18 protein-coding genes are annotated in these 21,426 nt (G+C 31.6%); 13 read left to right on the top strand and 5 right to left on the bottom strand.

The window, feature by feature from the left end:
* The 4 genes from IEV50_RS09605 to IEV50_RS09590 all read left to right on the top strand — a co-directional run bounded on the left by IEV50_RS09605 (nt 1) and on the right by IEV50_RS09590 (nt 6,534).
* Nucleotides 1-4,017, top strand: coding sequence for a non-ribosomal peptide synthetase (locus tag IEV50_RS09605; protein WP_188413498.1), 4,017 nt, complete (start codon nt 1-3; stop codon nt 4,015-4,017).
* 9 nt (nt 4,018-4,026) lie between these two features.
* A complete protein-coding gene (locus IEV50_RS09600; RefSeq protein ID WP_188413496.1) occupies nt 4,027-4,737 on the top strand; it encodes a 4'-phosphopantetheinyl transferase family protein in 711 nt (236 codons plus the stop codon).
* A 96-nt stretch (nt 4,738-4,833) separates the two neighbouring features.
* On the top strand, nt 4,834-5,667 hold the full coding sequence (locus IEV50_RS09595; RefSeq protein WP_188413495.1) for a cupin-like domain-containing protein: 834 nt from the start codon (nt 4,834-4,836) through the stop codon (nt 5,665-5,667).
* Nucleotides 5,668-5,748: 81 nt separating this feature from the next.
* Entirely contained in the window at nt 5,749-6,534 is a 786-nt protein-coding gene (locus IEV50_RS09590; RefSeq protein WP_188413492.1) for an FkbM family methyltransferase, read from the top strand.
* Nucleotides 6,535-6,542: 8 nt separating this feature from the next.
* On the opposite strand, the gene IEV50_RS09585 is transcribed toward IEV50_RS09590, so the two are convergent.
* Together IEV50_RS09585 and IEV50_RS09580 are read right to left on the bottom strand one after the other, a co-directional pair.
* Nucleotides 6,543-7,712 carry a glycosyltransferase family 2 protein gene (locus IEV50_RS09585; RefSeq protein WP_188413490.1) on the bottom strand — a complete coding sequence of 390 codons (1,170 nt, stop codon included), beginning with the start codon at nt 7,710-7,712 and terminating at the stop codon, nt 6,543-6,545.
* Nucleotides 7,713-7,721: 9 nt separating this feature from the next.
* A complete protein-coding gene (locus IEV50_RS09580; RefSeq protein ID WP_188413488.1) occupies nt 7,722-8,633 on the bottom strand; it encodes a glycosyltransferase family 2 protein in 912 nt (303 codons plus the stop codon).
* Between the two features lie 279 nt (nt 8,634-8,912).
* Between IEV50_RS09580 and IEV50_RS09575 the strand changes: the two genes are divergently transcribed.
* From IEV50_RS09575 to IEV50_RS09560, 4 genes are read left to right on the top strand one after another with little or no spacing between them, the layout of a single operon-like run.
* A complete protein-coding gene (locus tag IEV50_RS09575; RefSeq protein WP_188413486.1) occupies nt 8,913-9,785 on the top strand; it encodes a beta-1,6-N-acetylglucosaminyltransferase in 873 nt (290 codons plus the stop codon).
* Nucleotides 9,770-10,144 carry a sugar 3,4-ketoisomerase gene (locus IEV50_RS09570; RefSeq protein WP_188413483.1) on the top strand — a complete coding sequence of 125 codons (375 nt, stop codon included), beginning with the start codon at nt 9,770-9,772 and terminating at the stop codon, nt 10,142-10,144. Before IEV50_RS09575 ends, IEV50_RS09570 begins: the two co-directional genes overlap by 16 nt.
* Nucleotides 10,119-11,216, top strand: coding sequence for a DegT/DnrJ/EryC1/StrS family aminotransferase (locus IEV50_RS09565; protein ID WP_188413481.1), 1,098 nt, complete (start codon nt 10,119-10,121; stop codon nt 11,214-11,216). Before IEV50_RS09570 ends, IEV50_RS09565 begins: the two co-directional genes overlap by 26 nt.
* 8 nt (nt 11,217-11,224) lie before the next feature.
* Complete coding sequence (locus IEV50_RS09560; RefSeq protein WP_188413479.1) at nt 11,225-12,037, top strand: methyltransferase, TIGR04325 family; 813 nt, start codon at nt 11,225-11,227, stop codon at nt 12,035-12,037.
* A gap of 3 nt (nt 12,038-12,040) precedes the next feature.
* On the opposite strand, the gene IEV50_RS09555 is transcribed toward IEV50_RS09560, so the two are convergent.
* A complete protein-coding gene (locus tag IEV50_RS09555) occupies nt 12,041-12,889 on the bottom strand; it encodes a beta-1,6-N-acetylglucosaminyltransferase (protein WP_188413477.1) in 849 nt (282 codons plus the stop codon).
* Nucleotides 12,889-14,532: a glycosyltransferase family protein gene (locus IEV50_RS09550; RefSeq protein WP_188413475.1), complete on the bottom strand. Its 1,644-nt coding sequence runs from the start codon at nt 14,530-14,532 to the stop codon at nt 12,889-12,891. Before IEV50_RS09550 ends, IEV50_RS09555 begins: the two co-directional genes overlap by 1 nt.
* Before the next feature lie 70 nt (nt 14,533-14,602).
* Between IEV50_RS09550 and IEV50_RS09545 the strand changes: the two genes are divergently transcribed.
* Genes IEV50_RS09545 through IEV50_RS09530 form a run of 4 tightly spaced genes read left to right on the top strand, consistent with a single transcriptional unit; the run spans nt 14,603 to nt 18,223 of the window.
* A complete protein-coding gene (locus IEV50_RS09545; RefSeq protein WP_188413473.1) occupies nt 14,603-15,298 on the top strand; it encodes an HAD family hydrolase in 696 nt (231 codons plus the stop codon).
* Nucleotides 15,295-16,350, top strand: coding sequence for a UbiA prenyltransferase family protein (locus tag IEV50_RS09540; protein WP_188413471.1), 1,056 nt, complete (start codon nt 15,295-15,297; stop codon nt 16,348-16,350). Before IEV50_RS09545 ends, IEV50_RS09540 begins: the two co-directional genes overlap by 4 nt.
* Nucleotides 16,351-16,355: 5 nt before the next feature.
* The gene (locus IEV50_RS09535; protein WP_188413469.1) at nt 16,356-17,792 is read left to right on the top strand and encodes a GMC oxidoreductase; all 1,437 of its coding nucleotides are present in this window, start codon (nt 16,356-16,358) and stop codon (nt 17,790-17,792) included.
* A gap of 2 nt (nt 17,793-17,794) precedes the next feature.
* Nucleotides 17,795-18,223, top strand: a complete 429-nt coding sequence (locus tag IEV50_RS09530; RefSeq protein ID WP_188413467.1) for a hypothetical protein — start codon at nt 17,795-17,797, stop codon at nt 18,221-18,223.
* Here the strand turns inward: IEV50_RS09530 and IEV50_RS09525 are convergent.
* Nucleotides 18,220-19,188 carry a hypothetical protein gene (locus IEV50_RS09525; protein ID WP_188413464.1) on the bottom strand — a complete coding sequence of 323 codons (969 nt, stop codon included), beginning with the start codon at nt 19,186-19,188 and terminating at the stop codon, nt 18,220-18,222. The genes IEV50_RS09530 and IEV50_RS09525 overlap by 4 nt on opposite strands.
* Nucleotides 19,189-19,835: 647 nt before the next feature.
* Between IEV50_RS09525 and IEV50_RS09520 the strand changes: the two genes are divergently transcribed.
* Nucleotides 19,836-21,140, top strand: a complete 1,305-nt coding sequence (locus IEV50_RS09520) for a hypothetical protein (RefSeq protein ID WP_188413462.1) — start codon at nt 19,836-19,838, stop codon at nt 21,138-21,140.
* Nucleotides 21,141-21,426: the final 286 nt, after the last annotated feature.

Below are 21,426 nucleotides of genomic sequence, written 5' to 3'. Positions count from 1 at the left end.
ATGGCAGAGGCTAACTTAATCGAAGTAGATTTTAACCCTTTTGAAGAGGGAAAAGAAATTGAAAAAGTTATTATTTTAAATGAATCTCAAAAAGAGATTTGGTTATCATGCATCATCGGCGGCGATGCTGCAAATTTAGCATATAACGAATCTGTTTCTTTAAATTTAAGTGGTCGATTTAACTTCGCGGCTTTCCAAGAAGCTGTAAATATGGTTACTGCTCGTCATGAAGCATTAAGATCAACAATTTCTAAAGATGGCGAGAACTTAATTGTTTACAATCAGGTAGATGACCAAATTATTTTTAATGATTTTTCCCATATTGATTCAGCTCTGATAAAAGAAGAACTAAAAGCTTTTGTACAAAAAGAGATTAGTATTCCTTTTCAACTTTACGATGGTCCGTTATTTAAATTATTTGTTCATAAACTAGATGACGAAACGCATTACTTTACCATAATCATTCATCATATTATTGGAGATGGCTGGTCGCTGGGAATTATTCTCGAAGATTTAAGCACTTGCTACAATGCTTGCTTAAGCGGAATTAAATCTACACTTCAAGCTCCAGATCAAATAAGTACCTATGCAATTGAGCAGGTAGCTTTTAGTCGCACAAAAGAATATATTCAAACCCAGGAATTTTGGCGTAATCTATTTAAAGATGATGTTCCTGTATTAGATATGCCTTTAGATTTTAGCCGTCCAACAACCAGAACTTACCAGGGTAAAAGAAATGATTATGTAGTAGATGCTCAACTTTATGATTCAGTTAAAAGCCTGTCAGTCAAATCAAAAAGTAGTGTTGTATCTACCTTAATTGCTGCGTTTGAAGTTTTTTTGTATAACCAAACCGGACAGGAAGATATAGTTTTGGGTTTACCAGCAGCTGGGCAATTGGCATCTGAAAATTTAAATTTAATTGGTCATTGTGTTAATCTATTGCCATTACGTAGTAAAATAAACCCAAATGTTTCATTCATAAATTACTTATTAAAAAGAAAAAATGAAATACTGGATGCTTATGATCATCAGCGATTAACTTTTAGCGAATTATTAAAAAAGTTAAATATTAAAAGGAACAAAGCCAATATCCCATTGGTTCCTGTTGTTTTTAATGTTGATAGAGGCATGGATGATGCTGTTAATTTTTCAGGCTTAAGGCATCAAATTATATCAAATCCTAGAGTATCACAAACCTTCGAAATTTCATTAAATGTTAATGGCTCAAAAGATTCGATGATTTTTGAATGGGCTTATAATACACAGCTGTTTACTTCTGAAACGATAAATAGAATGATGAATGATTTCGTTTCATTGCTTACAGTTATTTCCGATAATCCTGATACGTTAATTGCTGATACCGTTTCAAATGTAAATCCCTTTCCAAACATAACACCATCAAGCCTAAATTTCCCTCAAAACCTTACCATCCTTGATTTATTTGAAAATGTAGCAACAACCAAAGCTAACAACATTGCTGTTGTATGCGAAGGTAAATCGCTATCCTACAAAGAATTAAATATAAAGGCTAATCAACTCGCTAATTATATTTTAAAAAAAGGTTTACCAAAAAATGGACTAATTCCAATTTGCATACATCCATCTTTGGAAACAGTTATAGGGATATTCGGAATATTAAAAGCAGGTTGTGCATATGTTCCAATAGATCCGGAATATCCTATTTGCCGCATTAAAATTATTACTGATGAAATAAACTCTAAACTCATCATTGGTGACGGCGTAACTGCTAAAAAACTCAATGAATTACCAGCTCTAGAAATAATTGCCATAGATGATCATACATCTCCTGCTTGGAAAGAAAACTCATCAAAACCATCCTTAGTTTCTGATCCCGATTCTCTAGCTTATATCATCTATACTTCCGGTTCAACAGGAAACCCAAAAGGTGTTATGATTCAGCACATTGCATTAACTGATTACCTATTTGGCTTAAGAAATAAAATTCCTGGGTTAGAAGGCTGCAAAAGTTTTGCACTTGGTTCTGCAATTTCAACCGATTTGGGCAATACTACCCTATTTAGTGCGCTAACATTAGCTGCTCAACTTCATATTTTCGCAAAAGACAGATTCAACAATGCCGATTATATTCATCAGTATTTTACTGATAATCCAATTGATTTTCTGAAAATTGTTCCCTCTCAATGGAAGTTTTTAATGTCTCAAAAGCGATTATTAGCACCCCATAAGATTTTAATGTTTGGTGGTGAAGCATTGCCTGCAGAATACATCAAGCTAATAAAAGCTTCAAATGCATCTTGTCAAATTGTGAACCATTATGGTCCGACAGAAACCACAATAGGTAAATTGATCCATTTGGTTGATAAAAACTATGATTATCCCGTAATTATTCCAATTGGTAAACCATTTTCAAATGCTTCTATCTATGTATTAAATAAAAATTTAAAAATTTGTCCAATCGGTGTTCCTGGTGAACTTTATATTGGTGGTTTAGGTCTGGCAAAAGGGTATCTTAATAATGATGAACTCACTGATAGCGTATTTATAAAAAACCCGAATAACAGGAATGAAGAAAAGATTTACAAAACCGGCGACTTGGTTAAATGGCTAGCCAGCGGAGATATAGAATACTTAGGCAGAATTGACGACCAGATTAAAATTAGAGGCAATAGAATAGAATTGGGAGAAATTCAGAATGCATTACAAAAGCATCATAATATAAAGCAATCCGCGGTTTTTGCTGTAGAAGTTGCGCAAAGAGAAAAGGAGCTAGTTGCATATGTAGTGCTGAACAGTAATTTTGATAGAGATGAAATAGTTCAGTTTCTAAGAAAGCAACTGCCAGAATACATGGTTCCTAAAATCTTTGTTGAGCTCGATAAACTTCCTTTAACTTCAAACGGTAAAGTTGACAGAAAGACACTACCGGAGTTCAATGCAGGAAATCAGCTAGATATAGAAGGATTTGTTGAGCCACAAAATGAAATGCAAAAACTTGTTGCTGATATTTGGGCAAAAAACCTAAATCTTGAAAAAATCAGTATAAAAGACGATTTTTTCGAGCTTGGTGGGCACTCTATGATTGCTATAAAAGTTATGGTAGAAATAGAAAAGCAAACAAATCTACGATTGCCGCTCTCAATTCTATTTGATAATTCCACTGTAGAAAAATTTGCGCAACAATTAAATAAGTCAAAACAAGACATCAATTGGGATTCTCTAATTCCAATCAAATCATCTGGCACAAAAGCACCTCTATATATTGTTCATGGACAGGGCATGAATATTATTGTATTTAAGCCGTTAGCTAAAGAAATAGATCCTGATAGACCAATATACGGCTTGCAACCTAAGGGTTTAAATCCTGAAATTGAACCATCTAATACAATAGAAGAAATTGCTGCAGATTATGTTAATGAAATTATAGCTAATAATCCTAACGGACCATATTTAGTTATGGGCTACTCATCTGGCGGAACAATTGCATTAGAAATGTCCCATCAAATGAAAAAAATGGGCAAAAAGGTTTCTTTTCTAGGACTTTTAGATACTTATTTTGATGGAGAAAGTTATATACAATTGGCTAGCAAAAACAATCACATAGAAATTATAGATTGGACATTCAAATTTGTAGGCTTTGGCTTTCTTTATCTATGCAAACATCCAAAAGAATTCCTTCGCCATAAAGTGAGTTTTAGCTTAGGCACCATGTACAATATTTATAAAAAAATAAAACCGACTAAAAAAGATTTATCAAACCCAAAATATGTGTTAGGCAACATTCAATCTGTACATGCAAAAGCCTTTAAAAAATATAAAATTAAAAAATATGATGTAGATGTACATTTATTTAAATCAAATGACATTTTATTAAGCTACGTACCATATGCTAAAACAAATGGATGGGAACCATACATCAATGGAAAATTATCTATAATCGATATCCCGCTTGCCCACCTTCAATTTTTTAAACCTGAATATGTTAAAATTTTGTCAGATAAATTAAATGAAGTTTTAAAGAGAATTGACTACTAATTAAATAAATTGAGCAACCTGATAAATAATAAGCTGCTATGGGAAGATTATGAGGAAAGCATACTTATAGATAAAAAAAATGTCAATATTTTCAAAATTTCCCTTGATATCTATCAAATAATTAAAGAGCATTTTATGCTAGTTTTAACGGATGATGAGTTAAATAAAGCAAGTAAGTTTAAACAAGAAAGCGATACTAAAAGATATGTTATCGGTAAATTTTGCACCAAAATGATATTGGCTAAAATGATGAATAAGAAGCCTGCAGATATACATTTTGAATTTAGTGAATACAAAAAACCATATATAAATGATATAAATTTTAATATAAGCCACAGTGGAGACTATGTTGTTATAGCATTTAGCACATATTCTGTTGGTATTGACATCGAGGCTATAAATCCGGTTTTAGATTACCAAGAACTTATCCATCAGTGTTTTAATGGAGAAGAAATTAAAAAAATTATAGACTTAGATAGCTTTTATCTTTTCTGGACCAGGAAAGAATCCTTATTAAAAGCAACTGGAGAAGGTTTAATAAACGATCTGCCTACCATAAATTGTACACAAGAGAAGACAGAGCGATTTGGCATTTTTTACGAACTAAAAAGTTTCAAATTAAACGATGGATATTTTTTAAGCATAGCATCATCAGAAAATCAAGACATTTATAAATATTGGGATTTAAAAACGTTAACTAACATCATAAATTTTCCTTAGAAAGAAATGTTTAAGCTTCCCGAATATCTCAATAAAAGCATACGCCCAAACTAAAAATTATAATTATAATTGTATTCCAAACATCATTTTCATCCCATGGAAATTCAAAGAGTTGATAACATCACGCACCAGGAATTTTTAAAAAATTTCTACGAACCAGGTATTCCGGTTGTTTTTAAAAATGCTTCCAGTGTTTGGAAAGCTAAAGGCTTATTCTCACCAGAATGGTTTAAGAGAAATTATGGAGAAAGGGTTTTAAATAAAGAAGGTAAAACTTATACCATGAGTGAGGTTTTTGATTTGGTAGAAAACAGCACGGTCGAAAATCCTGCACCATATCCATTAAAATATAATATTACTAAAGATATACCTGAATTGTTACCGCTCATTCAACCGTTAAACTTACACTATGCCTTACCAAATTGGTTAGAGAGTCAATGGTTTAAAAAAGGTTATTGGGGCAGTGCAACAGAACTATTTATTGGCGGCCCAGGTGGTAAATTTCCATACCTGCACTTAGATTATTACCATTTAAATGCATGGATTACTCAGTTATATGGAGAAAAGCAATTTACAGTTTTCCCCAGAGGACAAGAAGATTTACTTTACCCTAGAGCTGATGATCCATGGCGTTCGGAAGTTAATATTTTTGAGCCTGATTATGAAAAATTCCCTAAATATAGAGATGCTACACCAATTAACTTTACGGTTGGCCCTGGCGAAACATTATTTATACCATTTGGTACATGGCATTCAGCTTACTCGCTAACCACTACCATTTCTGTAGCGTTTGACCAGTTAAATGAAAAAAATTATAAGCCGTTTTTAAAAGATGTTTGGGATTTTAAAAGACGCGAAGGACTAGTTAAAGCATTAACAATGCATAGTTATGCATGGCTTGGTTGTAAAATTGGAAATAGTTTGAAATAAAATTTCGGTTTTCTACTTGTAATTCTTATTTCGTTCCATTTAACAATCGTTTAAATTTTCAAATCTAAATAAAGCAAAATTATGGCTGCTCTTAAAGAAACTTTAAAGAAAATAATCAAATTTCACCCATACTCGCATGTTAAACCACTTCAGAACTTGATTCATGTTGGTTCTGAACATCACGGTTATACCATTCCAAATAATTATTTAGATAAAAACTCTATATGCTATTGTATAGGTGCTGGAGAAGATATATCGTTTGATACAGAACTAAAAGTTTTATTCGATTCGAAAGTCTTCATTTTTGACCCAATGCCTGAAGGTATAAACTATTTCAAAAAATTAACAAATGCATTAGCTAAGGGCGAAACATTTGGGGTTTTTGATGATAAAAATTTCCTTTATCGTTTAAATAGCAAACAGATAAATGAAATAACATACGTAAACAAAGGTGTATGGAATGAAAAAACAACCTTAAAATTTTACGCACCTCAATTAGACAATTATATTTCTCATTCTGTTTATCTCTTTCAAGATTCTGACGATTATATAGAAGCACCTGTAGATAAGTTAAAGAATTTTATGCAGGAGTTTGGTCATATGTCAGTAGATTTAGTTAAAATCGAGATTGAAGGCGCTGAATACACAGTCATTGATAGCATTATAAAAGACAAACTCGATATCAAAATTATTTGTATTGAGTTTGATGAAGTTTACCATAAAAAAGATTTAGCACATAAGCTTAGAATAAGAAAATCATCAAATCAGCTTCTTAAAGCAGGATATGTTATGGTTCATTCTACCTATATGATGAAAAGAACTTTTGTGCGTAAAGATGTTTATGATTTGTTAAAATCGAAGGAATAATTTCCTTTCTAAGTTTTTCGCAACGAACGTTCCCATGCTGCACTTTGATTCTTTTTATAATAACGAATCATTCCTGCTAACACTGCATAGTTCATAATGCAGAAATAATAAGGAATAAAAAATGCTTTTATTTTAATGTTTTTACGTTCGAAAAACCAACCCAATACACTTAATAAATAAAACAAAACCTGAGCAATTAAAATTACTTGATATAAGATAAGATCCGTTCTAATCACAATTATTAGATTAAGAATCACAAGCAAAATTAATAAAAACGGTGTTATTGTCCACCTTAAAACCCGGTGAGATATATACTGAAATGTAAGCACAGGATAATGAAAAGGATTTGCTGCTTTCTTTAATCGTAAAATAGATTGAATACCTCCGGCAGCCATTCTTATTTTCCTTTTCAGCTCTTCTTTTACATTTGCCGATGATGTTTCTGAAGCATAAGCGTTTGGCTCGTAAGCGATAATAAATCCTTTTTCAGCAATACGCATTGCAATCATGTGGTCGTCAATAATCGTATCCGATTCAACAGGTTGATAAAGAGAAGTTCTAATACTGAATAGCTCTCCAGCTGCTCCCACATTAGAATACAGTTCATAATCCCATCTTTTTAATAAAGATTCATACTTCCAGTAAAATCCTTCACCGGCAGAACTAGCATCAGCAAGTTCTTCGACCATTATTCTCTTTTCGCCCGCAACTGCACCAACTTTAGGGTTTTGGTAATGCTTAACAAGTTCATTTATCGCAGCCTTATTCAAAAAGGTATTTGCATCGGTAAATACTAAAATTTCGTTCTTTACATAAGGCATAGCTCTTTTAATAGCAGCCATTTTACCAGTTCTAATATCTTCATGCAACAGCTCAATTTCACTGTATTTACTTATCCTTTCTGCGGTTTCATCCGTAGAGCCATCGGTTATAAAAATAACCTGCATTATATTTTTTGGATAATCTAAATCGATTGTATTTAAAACTTTTTCATCAATAATATTTTCTTCGTTCCATGCAGCAACCAGAATGGTAACGGTGGGTAATTCTGCATCATTACTAAAGGAAAAGGGTTTAGTAAAGCGTCTTTTTATTTTAACCAACAGTAATAATAAAAAACCATAACCTACAAAAGTGTAAATTATCAGGAATAGGGAAATCCAGAAAGCTATAATCATTTGGGATATTTAAATTTTAAAACCTAAGTTTTTACTGTTTTTAGTGTGAGTTAAATTCCAAGAGACACCCTTAAATGTCCATTTTACTAAATCCAATCTATTTTTTAAGAGGTAATTAATAATTTGTTTGCTACAAGCGATAAATATATAGTATAAACTAAATAAAACTGAATTAATAATGCCAGTGTTTTTTCTTATAAATAGCATCCTATTACGAGTCATGAAGTATGTTTTAATTGCACTCTCCTTACCCACACTCATCGACTCTTTATGGTAGATTTTAGTTTTTCCTGTAAACCATATTTTCTTACCTGCTTTTTTAAATCTTTCACACCAATCTAATTCTTCATAATAAAGAAAAAATTCAGCAGCCATTAAACCAACATGTTCTAAATCAGACCTTCTACACATCATTGCAGCGCCATGGCAATACCCGGTTTCTCTGCTATCATTATCGAATTGACCTTTATTTTGCTGCATGCTACCAATACCACTGTTTCTACAGGTAAGATAGTTCATCTCCGTAAAGCCGGCATATTGTATGGTATCAGGTTGATCATAATACAAAATCATTGGAGATAATAAACCAATCTCCGCATTAGTTTCCATTTCACTAACCAACACATCAATAGTGTTGGAAGTAATTTCCGTATCATTATTTAGAAGTAATAAATAATCACCTGTTGCTTTTTTAATCCCCAGGTTATTGCCGCCGGCAAAACCAAGATTTTGGGCAGAGCGGACATAGATTAATTCGGGATAAATAGCTTTATACTCCTGCTCAAATTCCTCTTTACTCCCATTATCCACAAAAACAACTTCTAAATTATATACAGACGGGTTTTGCTTCAATGAAATTAAAAAATCTAGATTAACTTGGTGCTGATTGAAATTTACGGTGATGATTGATACTGACTTCATTATTTGGTAAAAATAATGAAATAACCACAACAAAATAATATATATGAAACTTAATCTCTAGTTATTTGTTTATCTTTTATTAAAAACATCGAAGATAAAGTATCTTAAATTATACAGAAAAGAATAATTATTATTCCAAAACCAAGGCGCTTTCTAACATATATTCCTAAATTTGAAAATTGTCTTTTTTGATAATTTAAAATCTAATGTGTAAATAGCTATTTTGAGTATTCAGAATGGATAAATAACATTAAATAATTACATCACCTAATTGAAAAAATGCGAATAGCCCATCTTATTTTAACCTACACCGACCCCCACCAAACAGAAAGAATGATTAACAATATGAAGCATGAAAATTTCGATTTTTATATTCATGTTGATAAAAAATTCGATATTAATCCTCACCTTTTTTTAAAAAAAATACCCAATGTATATTTCATAAATAATAGAGTTGATGTTAAATGGGCAGGATTTAATACAGTAAGGGCAACCTTCGAATGTATTAAAGAAATTGTTAATAAAGGAATTGATTATAAGTACATCAATTTTCTAAGTGGTCAGGATTATCCTTTAAAGCCAGCCGCATTTTTAGCAGAATTTTTCGAGAAAAGTGATAAGGAGTTTTTAAGCTATAGAGACATTAAAAACGACTGGAAAGAGGGTTTAATCAGAATGGAGAAGTATTTTTTGACCAATTTTAGTTTTAAAGGGAAAACTACTCTTGAGAATTTTATTAACTATGTTATGCCAAAAAGGAAGTTGCCCTATAATTTGTATCCATATGGCAAATCAATGTTCTGGATGCTTAGTCCGGAGGCAGCCATGTACGTAGTTAACAAAGTAGAAAGTGATAAAAAATTAATAAATTTCTTTTCCTTATGTTGGGGAAGTGACGAGTTTGTGTTTCAAACCATGCTGTTAAATTCTCCTTATAAGGATAAGATTAAAAACGAAAATTACAGATATATAGACTGGTCATTAGGAGGTGCAAATCCCAAAGTGCTAGATGAAAGTGATTTTGATGCTTTGAAAAATTCTAACATGCTTTTCGCCAGAAAGGTAAATGAAACCAAAAGCAAAAAATTATTGGATTTAATTGATAGTCAACTCTTAACCATCTTTACGGTATTTACATGGGTCATATCATAAACCTTACTACATATAAAGATAGCCGCGGAGTTTTAACAGTACTAGATAGGGTTGTCGATTTTGAAATTAAACGCCTGTTTTACATCTATGCAGTTGATGATTCAGATCGTGGTGGTCACAGACATCACAATACTTATCAGGCGGCAATTTGCATCAAAGGTTCTTGTAAAATAACTAACAATGACGGACATAAGACAGAAATATTTGATTTAGACACTCCCGAAAAGTGCTTAATTTTAGAACCGAATGATTGGCATATAATGCATAGTTTTACAGAAGACGCAATTTTGTTAGTTCTTGCCTCAACCGCATTTGACCCCAAAGATTATATTTATGAGCCCTATGAGAATACCTTATGAGAATTTAAAGGCTTTAAATAAACCGTTTGAAGAAGCGTTTAAATTAAAATTTAACGATTTTTTAAATAGTGGCTGGTATATACTTGGTAATGAAGTTGCACAATTTGAAAAGGAATTTTCCAATTATCATGATGAAAATTATGTGGTTGGTGTTGCCAATGGTTTGGATGCATTAATCCTTTCGTTAAAGTGTTGTAATTTTAAAAAAGGTGATGAAGTTATTGTGCCTTCAAATACCTATATAGCCAGCATTTTATCAATTTTACAATGCGATTTAGTACCTATATTTGTCGAACCAAATGTAGAAACATACAATATAGACCCTAAAAAAATTGAGGATGCTATAACGTCAAAAACCGTTGCTATTATGGTGGTTCATTTATATGGTCAATGCTGTGAAATGGAACCTATAGTTAACATAGCTAATCAAAATAAATTAAAAGTTGTTGAAGATTGTGCGCAAGCTCATGGTGCGAAGTACAAAGGAAAACTAGCCGGTACTTTTGGTGAATATGGTTGTTTTAGTTTCTATCCAACAAAAAACCTTGGTGCACTGGGCGACGCGGGAGCGATAATTTGTAAAACTGAAGAGGATTATATTAAGCTTAGGCAATTAAGAAATTATGGATCGGAAAAGAAATATCATAATGGTATAATTGGCTATAACTCTCGTTTGGATGAAGTGCAAGCATCTTTTTTACGTGTTAAGTTACCTTATCTAAATGAAATCAATAACCATAAAAAAACTTTAGCCTCCATATATCAAAGTAACTTGAATGAGAATTTCATTAAACCAATAATTGATAACGACTTTGATAATGTTTACCACATTTATAATATTAGGCATAAAGAAAGAGATAGATTAAAAGCTTATTTATCGGCAAACAATATTGATACAGAAATCCATTATCCAGTTGCTCCACATAAGCAACAAGCGCTTTACCAGCTTAATAATTTGAGTTATCCAATATCAGAAGAAATACATGCTACTACATTGAGTTTGCCATGCTCATTTGCTCACACAGAAAATGATATACGTAAAGTTGTTGAGATTATAAATCAATTTAATTAATCCATTTGATGCACTATTTATTAAAAGAACTTGCTCCACCAGTATTAAATACATTACGCTGGTTTAGTTTCAAATATGGCTGGAAAGGTAATTTCAAATCATTTGATGAAGCCAAGGAGCATTGTTCGGGTTACGATGAAAGTCATATATTAAATAGAATTGTAGAAACAACTGGTAAGGTAAGAGATGGTGTGGCTATTTATGAAAGGGATGGTATTATATATGATGAAGTACAAGTTAACCACACTTTATTAAGCATATTACTGTTAGTTGCTGGTAGAAATGGGAATAAATTAACACTAATAGATTTTGGTGGGTCATTAGGAACCTCCTATTACCAGTGCATCAAGTATTTATCACACTTAGTAGAATTGAACTGGTGTATTATCGAGCAATCTAACTATGTAGAAGTTGGTAAAAAATCATTTGAAAATGCTCATGTTAAATTTTATTATACAATAGAAGAATGTATTGCAGATGGGAAAACACCTGATATACTATTGATTTCAAGCACTTTACAATATATCAAAGAACCATATAATCTTCTAAATCACCTACAATCATTTAATATACCATATCTAATGCTCGATTTAGTTGGATATAATGATACCGAAGAGGATAGATTAACGATTCAAAAGGTTCCTCCTGTGTTTTATGGCATAGAGGCGTCATACCCTTGCATCTTTTTTGGTAAAAATAAATTAGAAAATCAAATCAGGAAAAATTACGAATTGGAGTTTGATTTTATATCCGAATCTCAAAAATATTATATAAACTTTAAACCATTTCGCTATCAGGGTTCTTTTTGGAAATTGAAATAGATATTAATATTTATCCAATTCATCCAATATTGCCGAATCTAAATCGATGTCGAATTTCCTTGCAAAAATCATTTTAGAATCAACGATTTTAGATAAATCTGCGATGCCTAAATACTTCGGATTAGGCTTACCTTCAGACCAATCTATATAACGTAGATTATCATGATTGGTATGTTTGCTGTGTTCAGAATTCATGATTACTGTTGCTATAACAAATTCATCAGAACCCCATGTGTATTTGAAAAAATCATGAAATTTCGAATTCCTATACAGCTTACTCACCACATAAGCTGCAGAATCATGAGTGATTGTCCACCAAGAAGAGTTGCTACCACCATAAAATTCCATATCATCAGGTAGTTTCCTTTTTTTAGCTAAAGAATTAACTACGCTTTGAAAAAGATATTTGCCTTTTAAACCTGAATCTGTAAAGTGGAATTTCTCAAATCTATCACGCCCTTCTTGGTACCAAAGCGAATCTTTTTCAGCTATATGCATAAAGTTTTGACCGATTTTATCAATAAAAAATTTGTACGTCTCATCCGCTGAGTGTATCGGATAATCCTGGCCACTAATCAAATTGACAAAATCATATTGCTGTTTAGTTGCGATAACTTCTTTAAGCGATTGAACTATTGCCCTGGTAAAACTCCAGCCAGCCCAGGTACAATTTACTCTTTTTTTGATGAAATATATCTGCGGCAAATGCTCTAAAAACTTATATTCCAAAGCATCAACCTTTTCATCTAAATGTATATAAATATCAAATCCTGGGTGTTTTAAACGATTTACCAAACGCAACAACTGCGTCGGATTTTTATGAACCATTATAATATGAGCAACACGCATCATTAGGGATTAATTTTGTAGGGTTGATTTGTAATTTGATAGAGATAAACACTAACATCAGCCGTATGTGATGTTTTAATAAACTTCCCTATTTTTGATAATTCTGTTTTCAAATTTGCTGCAGGAAGATTCCTATTTTCATAATACCACTTTGGCATGCTAATAGGATCACCAACATTTGATAGAAATTTGTTGTTAAAGATAACCCAAACTCTTTTATTATTCTTAATTTTTTTAAAATCTGAGCCCAATTTCGCGTTATATTCAGCAAGATTTTTAGAATTCCATCTAAAATCCCGACCTTCAATAGCATTAAATTTATATTTTTTTAAAATCGAGTAAACTTTAAATCCGGGCAATTCATTCCAATAAACATAAACAGCATCTCCAGCTCTAAATTCTTTATTTATCATATCAAATGACTCTTTTTGATATGATTTTTTATGTTTATAAAATGTAGCACTGTTTGTAATGGATTGAAAGGATTGGATTACAGGTGAGATTAATAGTAGGAAAACAATAATGATTTTTAATGGCTTACTCTTATTAATTAAACCGTCCAAACCGATACCTATTAGCAGCAGAAAGATTGGTGTTAAAAACAACCAGAACCTTTCTGTTAGCGGATAAAGTTCTAATCCGGAAGCAAGGAATACCAATAGCAATGGAAACACCAGTATATTAAAATTTTGGAGCGACTTTTTAAAACAAAAATAAATTCCTGCTCCCAAAAAGATGAACGGTAAAAATGGCATCTTAATCAATGGTGCATAAGAATGTGTTTGCATTCCCGATTCAACAAAATTCCATAGCAAACCCATAGGATAATCCAACATCCTATAAAAGCTTGTAAAAAACCAACTTAAATCTGAAACAGATTTAGGTGGTAATGGCATAAAATCTCCATAAAATCTAAACCAATTAACTACCCATTCAGCATCTGGAGTTTTATTAATAAAAAAAACAAACAGTAAAATAAAACTTATCAACCAGGTGATAAATGGTATTAAACTTTTAAATAAAATATTCCATTGTTTTTTTATCAAATAGTAAATCGATAAGCCTAAACCAATGCCACCTAATATAAAAATTGCAGAAAACGAAAACCAAAGAATAATAGCTCCGCCTAAACTCCAGATAATTATTTCTTTAAAACCGTTTAGTGTTCTATATTTAATAAACAGGCAAAATGATAGAATCGAGCAAAGCAATTCGGTAGAATATTGCTTAATCTCTACAGAGTGATAAATAAATGCCGGCGAAATACATAAAATCGCCATTGCAACCAAAATACCTGTGCTTTTTAAGAAATACTTGGTAACTGGAATAAATATTAGGATTGATAATAATCCTGATAAAAGCGGTATAATTCTTAAACCATACTCATTATGACCAAAAATATTTAAAAATAATTTTACAATGAGCAGAAATCCAATTGGTGCCTTTTGCTGATAATCTAATGGTTTTGTTAATAGCTGCTGAAAGTTAAAATTTAACAAACTTGATGCTAAATATCCCTCATCCAACCACAAAGACCTATTGATGAAGTAATGGTATAATCTTAAAAATACGCCTAAAACTATAATTAATAAAAATAAATAATAACTGAATTTATCTTTCAGAGCGCTTTTTAATAGGAATGGCATGCAAATAGACCGTCGGGATTTTATGCAATATCGGAATTTTTAATAATTTTACATAAATAAATCACCCACTGTGCATAATATCTCTCTGAATAATTTAGAGGTAGTAGTTTTTGATGTTGATGGTACCTTATATAATCAAAGCCTTCTCAGAAAAAAAATGCTATTCTCCTTAATGAAGTATTTTGTTTTTCATCCCTGGAAGATTAACGAATTAGTTATCCTATACCATTTCAGAAAAGAAAGAGAAAAAAATAAAGGCTTTAAAGGGGCCAACCTTAACGAACAACAATATATATGGTGTCAAAAAAAAATTAATCAATCCATTGATAAAATTAAAGAAGTTGTAAATAAATGGATATTAACTTATCCTAATCAATTTTTAAAGGCATGCGCATATCCCGGCATTCATCTTTTATTTAAATCACTTGCCGAAAAAAATATTCGTATCGCGATTTATTCTGATTACGATTCCATAGAAAAGATGAGCGCTATGGAACTAAAAGCCGATTTATACGTTAGTTCAACTGATGCTCATATCAATGCATTTAAACCTAATCCTGATGGGTTAGCATTTATATGTAATGAATTTGGCATTACAGATAAAAATCAATGCCTATTTATTGGCGACCGATTGGAACTGGATGGCGAATGCGCAAACGCAGCGGGTATTCCATTCGTATTGGTGAATGATGTAAGTGTAAATAATTCCCTATTTGAAAACCTCTCAAAACAAGTGCTTAATGTTGTTAAGCAGGAAACATTATGATCGATAAAATCACATATCCCCAAGATCCGGAATCTTCAGAGGAGCCAAAAGAAACTGAACTCCGACGTGCAGGTATAAAAGAATATGTTACCATAGCTCGGCCAGATAATTGGGTAAAAAACTTATTTATGGTGCCTGGGATGCTTTTTGCCTTATCTATTTTCCATACACCAATCAATTCAGCACTTATCATCAAAATTGTTTTAGGTGTTGTAAGTATGTGCTTAATAGCATCTGCAAATTACGTTATAAATGAATATTTAGACGCGGGTTTCGATAAATTCCACCCATTAAAAAGAAAAAGATCATCTGTTGTAACCATGATAAATCCTAAAATTGTATACATAGAATATGCAGTTTTGGCGATTATAGGTATTGCCCTTTCATCTTTTGTATCAATTAAATTTTTGTCGGTAGCTACATTTTTATTGATAATGGGAATAATTTATAATGTGAAACCATTCAGAAGCAAAGACCGTGTATTTCTTGATGTTTTAAGTGAATCGATAAATAACCCAATTCGCTTTGCGGCAGGCTGGTTTATCTTTAGTCCTGCCTTAGGAATTCCCAGTAGTAAATGGGATCTAAATTGGATTAACACCTTCCCTCCTGTTAGTATAATCATTGCTTATTGGATGGGTGGTGCATTTTTAATGGCTACAAAAAGATTTGCCGAATATCGGTTAATTGATAACCCAAAAATGGCTGGTTTATACCGCAAATCATTTAAGATTTATAATGAAAACAGCTTATTGGTATCGATGTTTTTTTATGCAATAACCTGTGCATTTTTTATGGGAATATTCTTAATAAAAGATAGAATTGAGCTTTTGGTGAGCTTCCCGTTTTTTGCGCTGTTATTCTCTTGGTATCTTAAAATAGGATTGTTGGACGATTCGCCGGTTCAGGGCTCTGAAAAACTATATACCAGAAAATGGTTTATGCTTTATTTGGCACTTTTTACGGCCTTACTTTGTGTACTCATGTTTGTTGATATTCCTTGGTTACACTGGTTTTTAAATAACGCAAATAATTACAATTACGATTCTTAAAATTGATGAAAAACGATAAATACGATTTAATTGTTGTTGGGACTGGTTTTGCTTCATCATTCTTTTTACAAAAATATCTAGCCAAAAATAAAGGAAATAAAAAAGTTTTGGTTTTGGAGCGAGGCTATTTTTACAGCCATGTAGAAAAGCTTAAAGTGAGAAGAGGAGAAAGTTTACCCGATATTAAATACGAACAAAAGTGGGATTCGCTTGTAGAAAATTTTAATCCGAAAAAAGATTGGCATTTTACAACCGGATATGGTGGCAGCTCAAATTGCTGGTGGGGTTGTACGCCACGTTTTATGCCGTCTGATTTCAAAATGAATTCGCTTTTTGGGGTTGCTCAAGATTGGCCAATTTCTTACGACGATATCGAACCTTATTATGATGAAGCTGAAGAAATTATGCAAATTTCGGGTCCAGATGATACACCATTTCCGAAGAATGGAAAATATCCCCTTCCACCGCACAGATTTAGCAAAGTAGATGAAATTTTAAATAAAAAATATGGCAATAAATACATAAGCCAACCCACTGCAAGGGCGAGCCGGGCAACTGCAAATAGAAATGCATGCATGGCATCAAGCACTTGCGGCACTTGCCCTGTTGATGCAAAGTTTAGCATTGAAAACTCTGGTATGATGGTTTACCAAAACCCGCAAGTAGAAATTGTTTATGGAGCCCAGGTTTATAAATTAGAAATGGTAAATGATGTAGCTAGAAAAGTTTGCTACATGAAAGATGAAAAAGAATATACCGCTGAAGGAGAAGTTATCGCACTTGGTGCAAATCCATTTTTCAACACGAACATTTTACTAAATTCTGGAGATAAAAATCAATTCACCGGTAAAGGTTTTGGTGAGCAATTGGGCATTCAGGTACTGATATATTTAGATAATTTGAGTAATGCAGGTGGCAGTACCTGGGTAAATGCAAATGGGTATATGCTTTATGATGGGCAACACAGAAAAGATTATGCAGCCTGCTTAATTGAAGTTAATAATGCTCCTTTTATTAGGTTTGAAGAAAATAAGTGGCTTAACATTGCGAGTTTTAGATTGGTTTTTGAAGATTTACCAGATGATAAAAATTACATCACAACATCTGCAAATAAATTGAAACCTGAAGTGCATTATGATGGTCGTTCTGATTATGCAGAGAAAGCATTCAAAAACGCCAAGATAGAATTACCTAAAATTTTATCTTGCTTGCCGGTTGAACGCTTAAAGTATCTGGACCCATTTCCAAACGAAGGTCATATTATTGGCGGAACAAGAATGTCAGCAAATGCAGAAACGGGTGTGGTAGATAAATATTTAGTGCACCACAAATATAGAAATGTGTTTGTTTTAGGTGCAGGGGCTTTCACTACATATAGTGCTGCTAATCCTAGCTTAACGCTATCTGCCCTATCTTTATTTGCAGCTGATAAAATGTTTTAGTTATGGAAAGAAGAAGCTTTTTATTATTATCAGGTGTATTGGTTGGTATGGTTGCAATTCCACCATCACTCTATTTTGTTTCGCCAGGCATAAAAAAATACGCAGCTAAGCTAATCGAGAAAGAATTATCATATTTAAAACTAGATAAAGAAGGACTAAATAATTACATCAACGATTATTTTAAGAATGGATCTAATAATGTAATGGCGAATGTAAAATGGAAAGTTTTGTATTATGGAAGGAGTGACTCGAACAGTTCCAACAACGTAAATGATCTTTTGCGGTATTATCTTTTATCAACTGATTTTTTCTTAAACCAGATGAATGTAGAAAAAACGGTTAAATATTTAGGAATTTTCGATCCTTATAAAAGCCCAATAGCCAATCCATTTTCATACATCCTATTGCCTGCTAACCAACAAATTACCTAAATCAGCTCTTTGTAAATCTGCTTATAAATACTGGTATTTAATGGGTTTTTTAGAATTATCTTCAAACTTTGTTTTAAGAAATAAGGATAATCTTTTTTTTGCAACGCAATATTTATTTGTTCAAGAATAATATCGTTAGATAGCATTTTCTCTAACTGCTTCAAAGCCAAATCTGTACTGCCAGACTCTAGGTTATTAAAATTATTGCTAGTAAATACCTCATCTAAATAATTATCCATAAATAGCTTTTGCCTTTGTCCCCAATAGTGAAAAACAACATCATTGGCAGGTCTTATTTCGGTAACCTTTTGAAGCACTAAGGAGAATGCGAGCTGCTCACTAACAAACCATTTCGAATTCTGGTAAAATTGATAAGTTAAGTCCGTAACATCCTCCATATAAGATGAAAAATCACTATTTAATGCTAATACGCCGGTATTCCAGCTGTAATCATTTTCATCAAATTTTACAGTTTCATTATTCATTTTTAAAACTCTTCCCGAAATAAATTTCATAAAAGATAAAGGGAAATGTGCTTGATTAAATACTGCGAATTCCGATATCGCATCACCTAATCTGTATTCGCGTTTGTGTAAAAAGCTTTTCCCTTTAACAAATAAGTTTAAAATTTTTGATGGATTCTTTATAAAAAACGTATCTGTATCGACAAAAAATAGATGTTCATTGGGATATTTTTTAAAGGTTAAATCAATAACACCAACCTTTTTTAAATGGTTGAATGTGGTTCCCTTTAAAAATTGCCATTCTAAATCTTCTGTAAGTAATACATATTCAATATTTAATGATGGAAGATGCGTTTTAAATGTCTCAGGATTATCCGTGTAAATAACAAACCTCATGTTATTCAAATCTGGCTTCCAACTAAGAAAGCTGTAAATACAAAAGATTGCTCTCCTATACTCCAAGTCACTTCCATAAGATAATAGCACAAAATTTTTAAACATAGATGATTTTCGGCAATTAAAAAAGGTTTTTAAGTAGAGATGGTAACCTTAATTTTTGTAATGCAAATATATAACTATTAAAATTAACACTTATTTTATAAGGGAATTGAGGATGGTTAAACCAAAAAGTAAATAAGTGGGATAAGTTATTTGCTTTGAAAACCATTTTTGAAATAATGAATAGTTATTAGAGTGTTGATTTTAATACATTGACGACTATTTAGATAAAGCAAGAAGATAATAAAAAGTTAATTTTCATGGCATGATAATTTTTTAAAAATTATCATATATTGCGATATGAATAATGTAAAACAACAAACACAACAGAAATAAAATGTTTTGTATTTTTCTTAATACAAAAACAAACACAAACCAAGCAATATTAAATAAACAACACATTATCAGGCAATTATAAAATGCAAATGAATAAATTTAATTGTAATTAAAATGTAATAATTTCGAATTACTTTTAATTTTATTTAATACTTAATTTTAATGATAAATCAGCTCTAGTACCTTTTAACAACCCTAATGAGTAAAAGTATAATCTATATAAAATTTTAGCAAGCAAATTAATACACAATAATCAAATTATCCCCCGTTTTAGAAGCAACAAACAATTATTAATTTATCTTTAACAAATTTTAATGAAAATCACCCCAAAAATGCCTCTTTTCATCGCTCTAATTGTTATTCTATTTGCTGCTTGCAAAAAAAATACAACACCTGAAGAGATTAAATCTGAAACATCTGTTATACTTCCTATAACTAGTCCAATACCAACAACACCAGTGGCTATAATTCCATCCTACGAGGTTGGTACAGGCTCCGGTTATTTAACAATCGATGGAAAATCTTTAGACCTATCATCAATTAAACTTATAAAAGTAAAAGGAGGCACCTACAAAGGCATCTACATTAAAAATATTATAGCTTCATCTTCAAATCCAGTAAAAATTGTTAACAACGGACAGGTAAATATATCTGAAGGTATGGAAACGGACAACGTTAGTTACGTAACAATATCTGGAGACGCAATTAGCAGTTTAACATATGGATTTGCTTTCGAAAATATTGCTTTAAGAGCAATAAAGTTGAATGGGCTTATGAATGGTGTTACGCTGAAGAACATGAGTTTCAAAAATGTAAATGATTATTGCATTGCAGGAGAGAAAACAAACGGGAGTAATTTAGCTTACAATGGGACTTCGAATAGTAGAGTTGAAAATTTTAAAATTTTAAATTGTCTTTTTGATAATACTGGTCAAATCTCTTTTGGAGGCAATCTAAATGAGAATGAAGATACAGGACTTTTTAAAGACGTTGAAATTGCAAATAATATATTCCAAAATACAAATGCTGGGAGCGTTTGTGCATTTACCAATGTACAAGATTATAACATCCATAACAACATCGTAAATAACATCAATCAATCAACCAATAATCATAACGGTGTTTTCTACATGCAGGGTAATGGCATTTTTCATGATAATAAATTAACAAATTATCAAGGCAATGCGATAAGAATGTGGATATACTCAAGGGGCAATTCTCCAGCAACAGTAGAAATATATAACAACATTTGCTATAATACAAGGAAATATGGAGGTTTTGAAATTCAACAATTTGCTAGAAATATCATTGTTGGAAAAACAACTTTTGTTAACGCTAAAGTGTACAATAATACAGTTGGTAAAATGAACACATCAGAAGATTGGGAAGGTCAAATATTAGATTTATATAATTTTGGAGGCACTTTAGATTACTATAACAATTTAGGATTTGAATTGTATAAAGTACAGGGCACTATAACAGATATGATAAATTATAATGGAAATGCTGCTAAAACAAATATTTCAAATAACAAATATTTCGCTCAACAATCAAGTGCCGTGGCAGACATTAATAAATTTACCTCACTATTTGTTGGAATAGGTTCGCCAGGAATATAATAATACCTGATAAAAAATTTAAAGGTTCGTAAAATAAAATTTACGAGCCTTTTTTTGTAAGTAAAATAAGTTATTTTAAAAAACTTGATAATAAAGCGATTTTTAATAAAATTCCAAAACCAAATGAAATGTTTTATATCTTAGCAAGATAATTCCCTATTATACAACACTCTTCAGATGAATTTTATCTTTATAGACTATAAAAGTCTGTACAAACTATTTTTTTTAAAGTTAATGCTGCATCTAAATAGCGTTTATTATATTTCATATACCAATTCTAACTTTT

This window comes from Pedobacter mendelii (assembly GCF_014635725.1).
In the GTDB taxonomy this organism is placed as follows: domain Bacteria; phylum Bacteroidota; class Bacteroidia; order Sphingobacteriales; family Sphingobacteriaceae; genus Pedobacter; species Pedobacter mendelii.
This window is presented reverse-complemented; position numbering and strand designations above follow the sequence as displayed.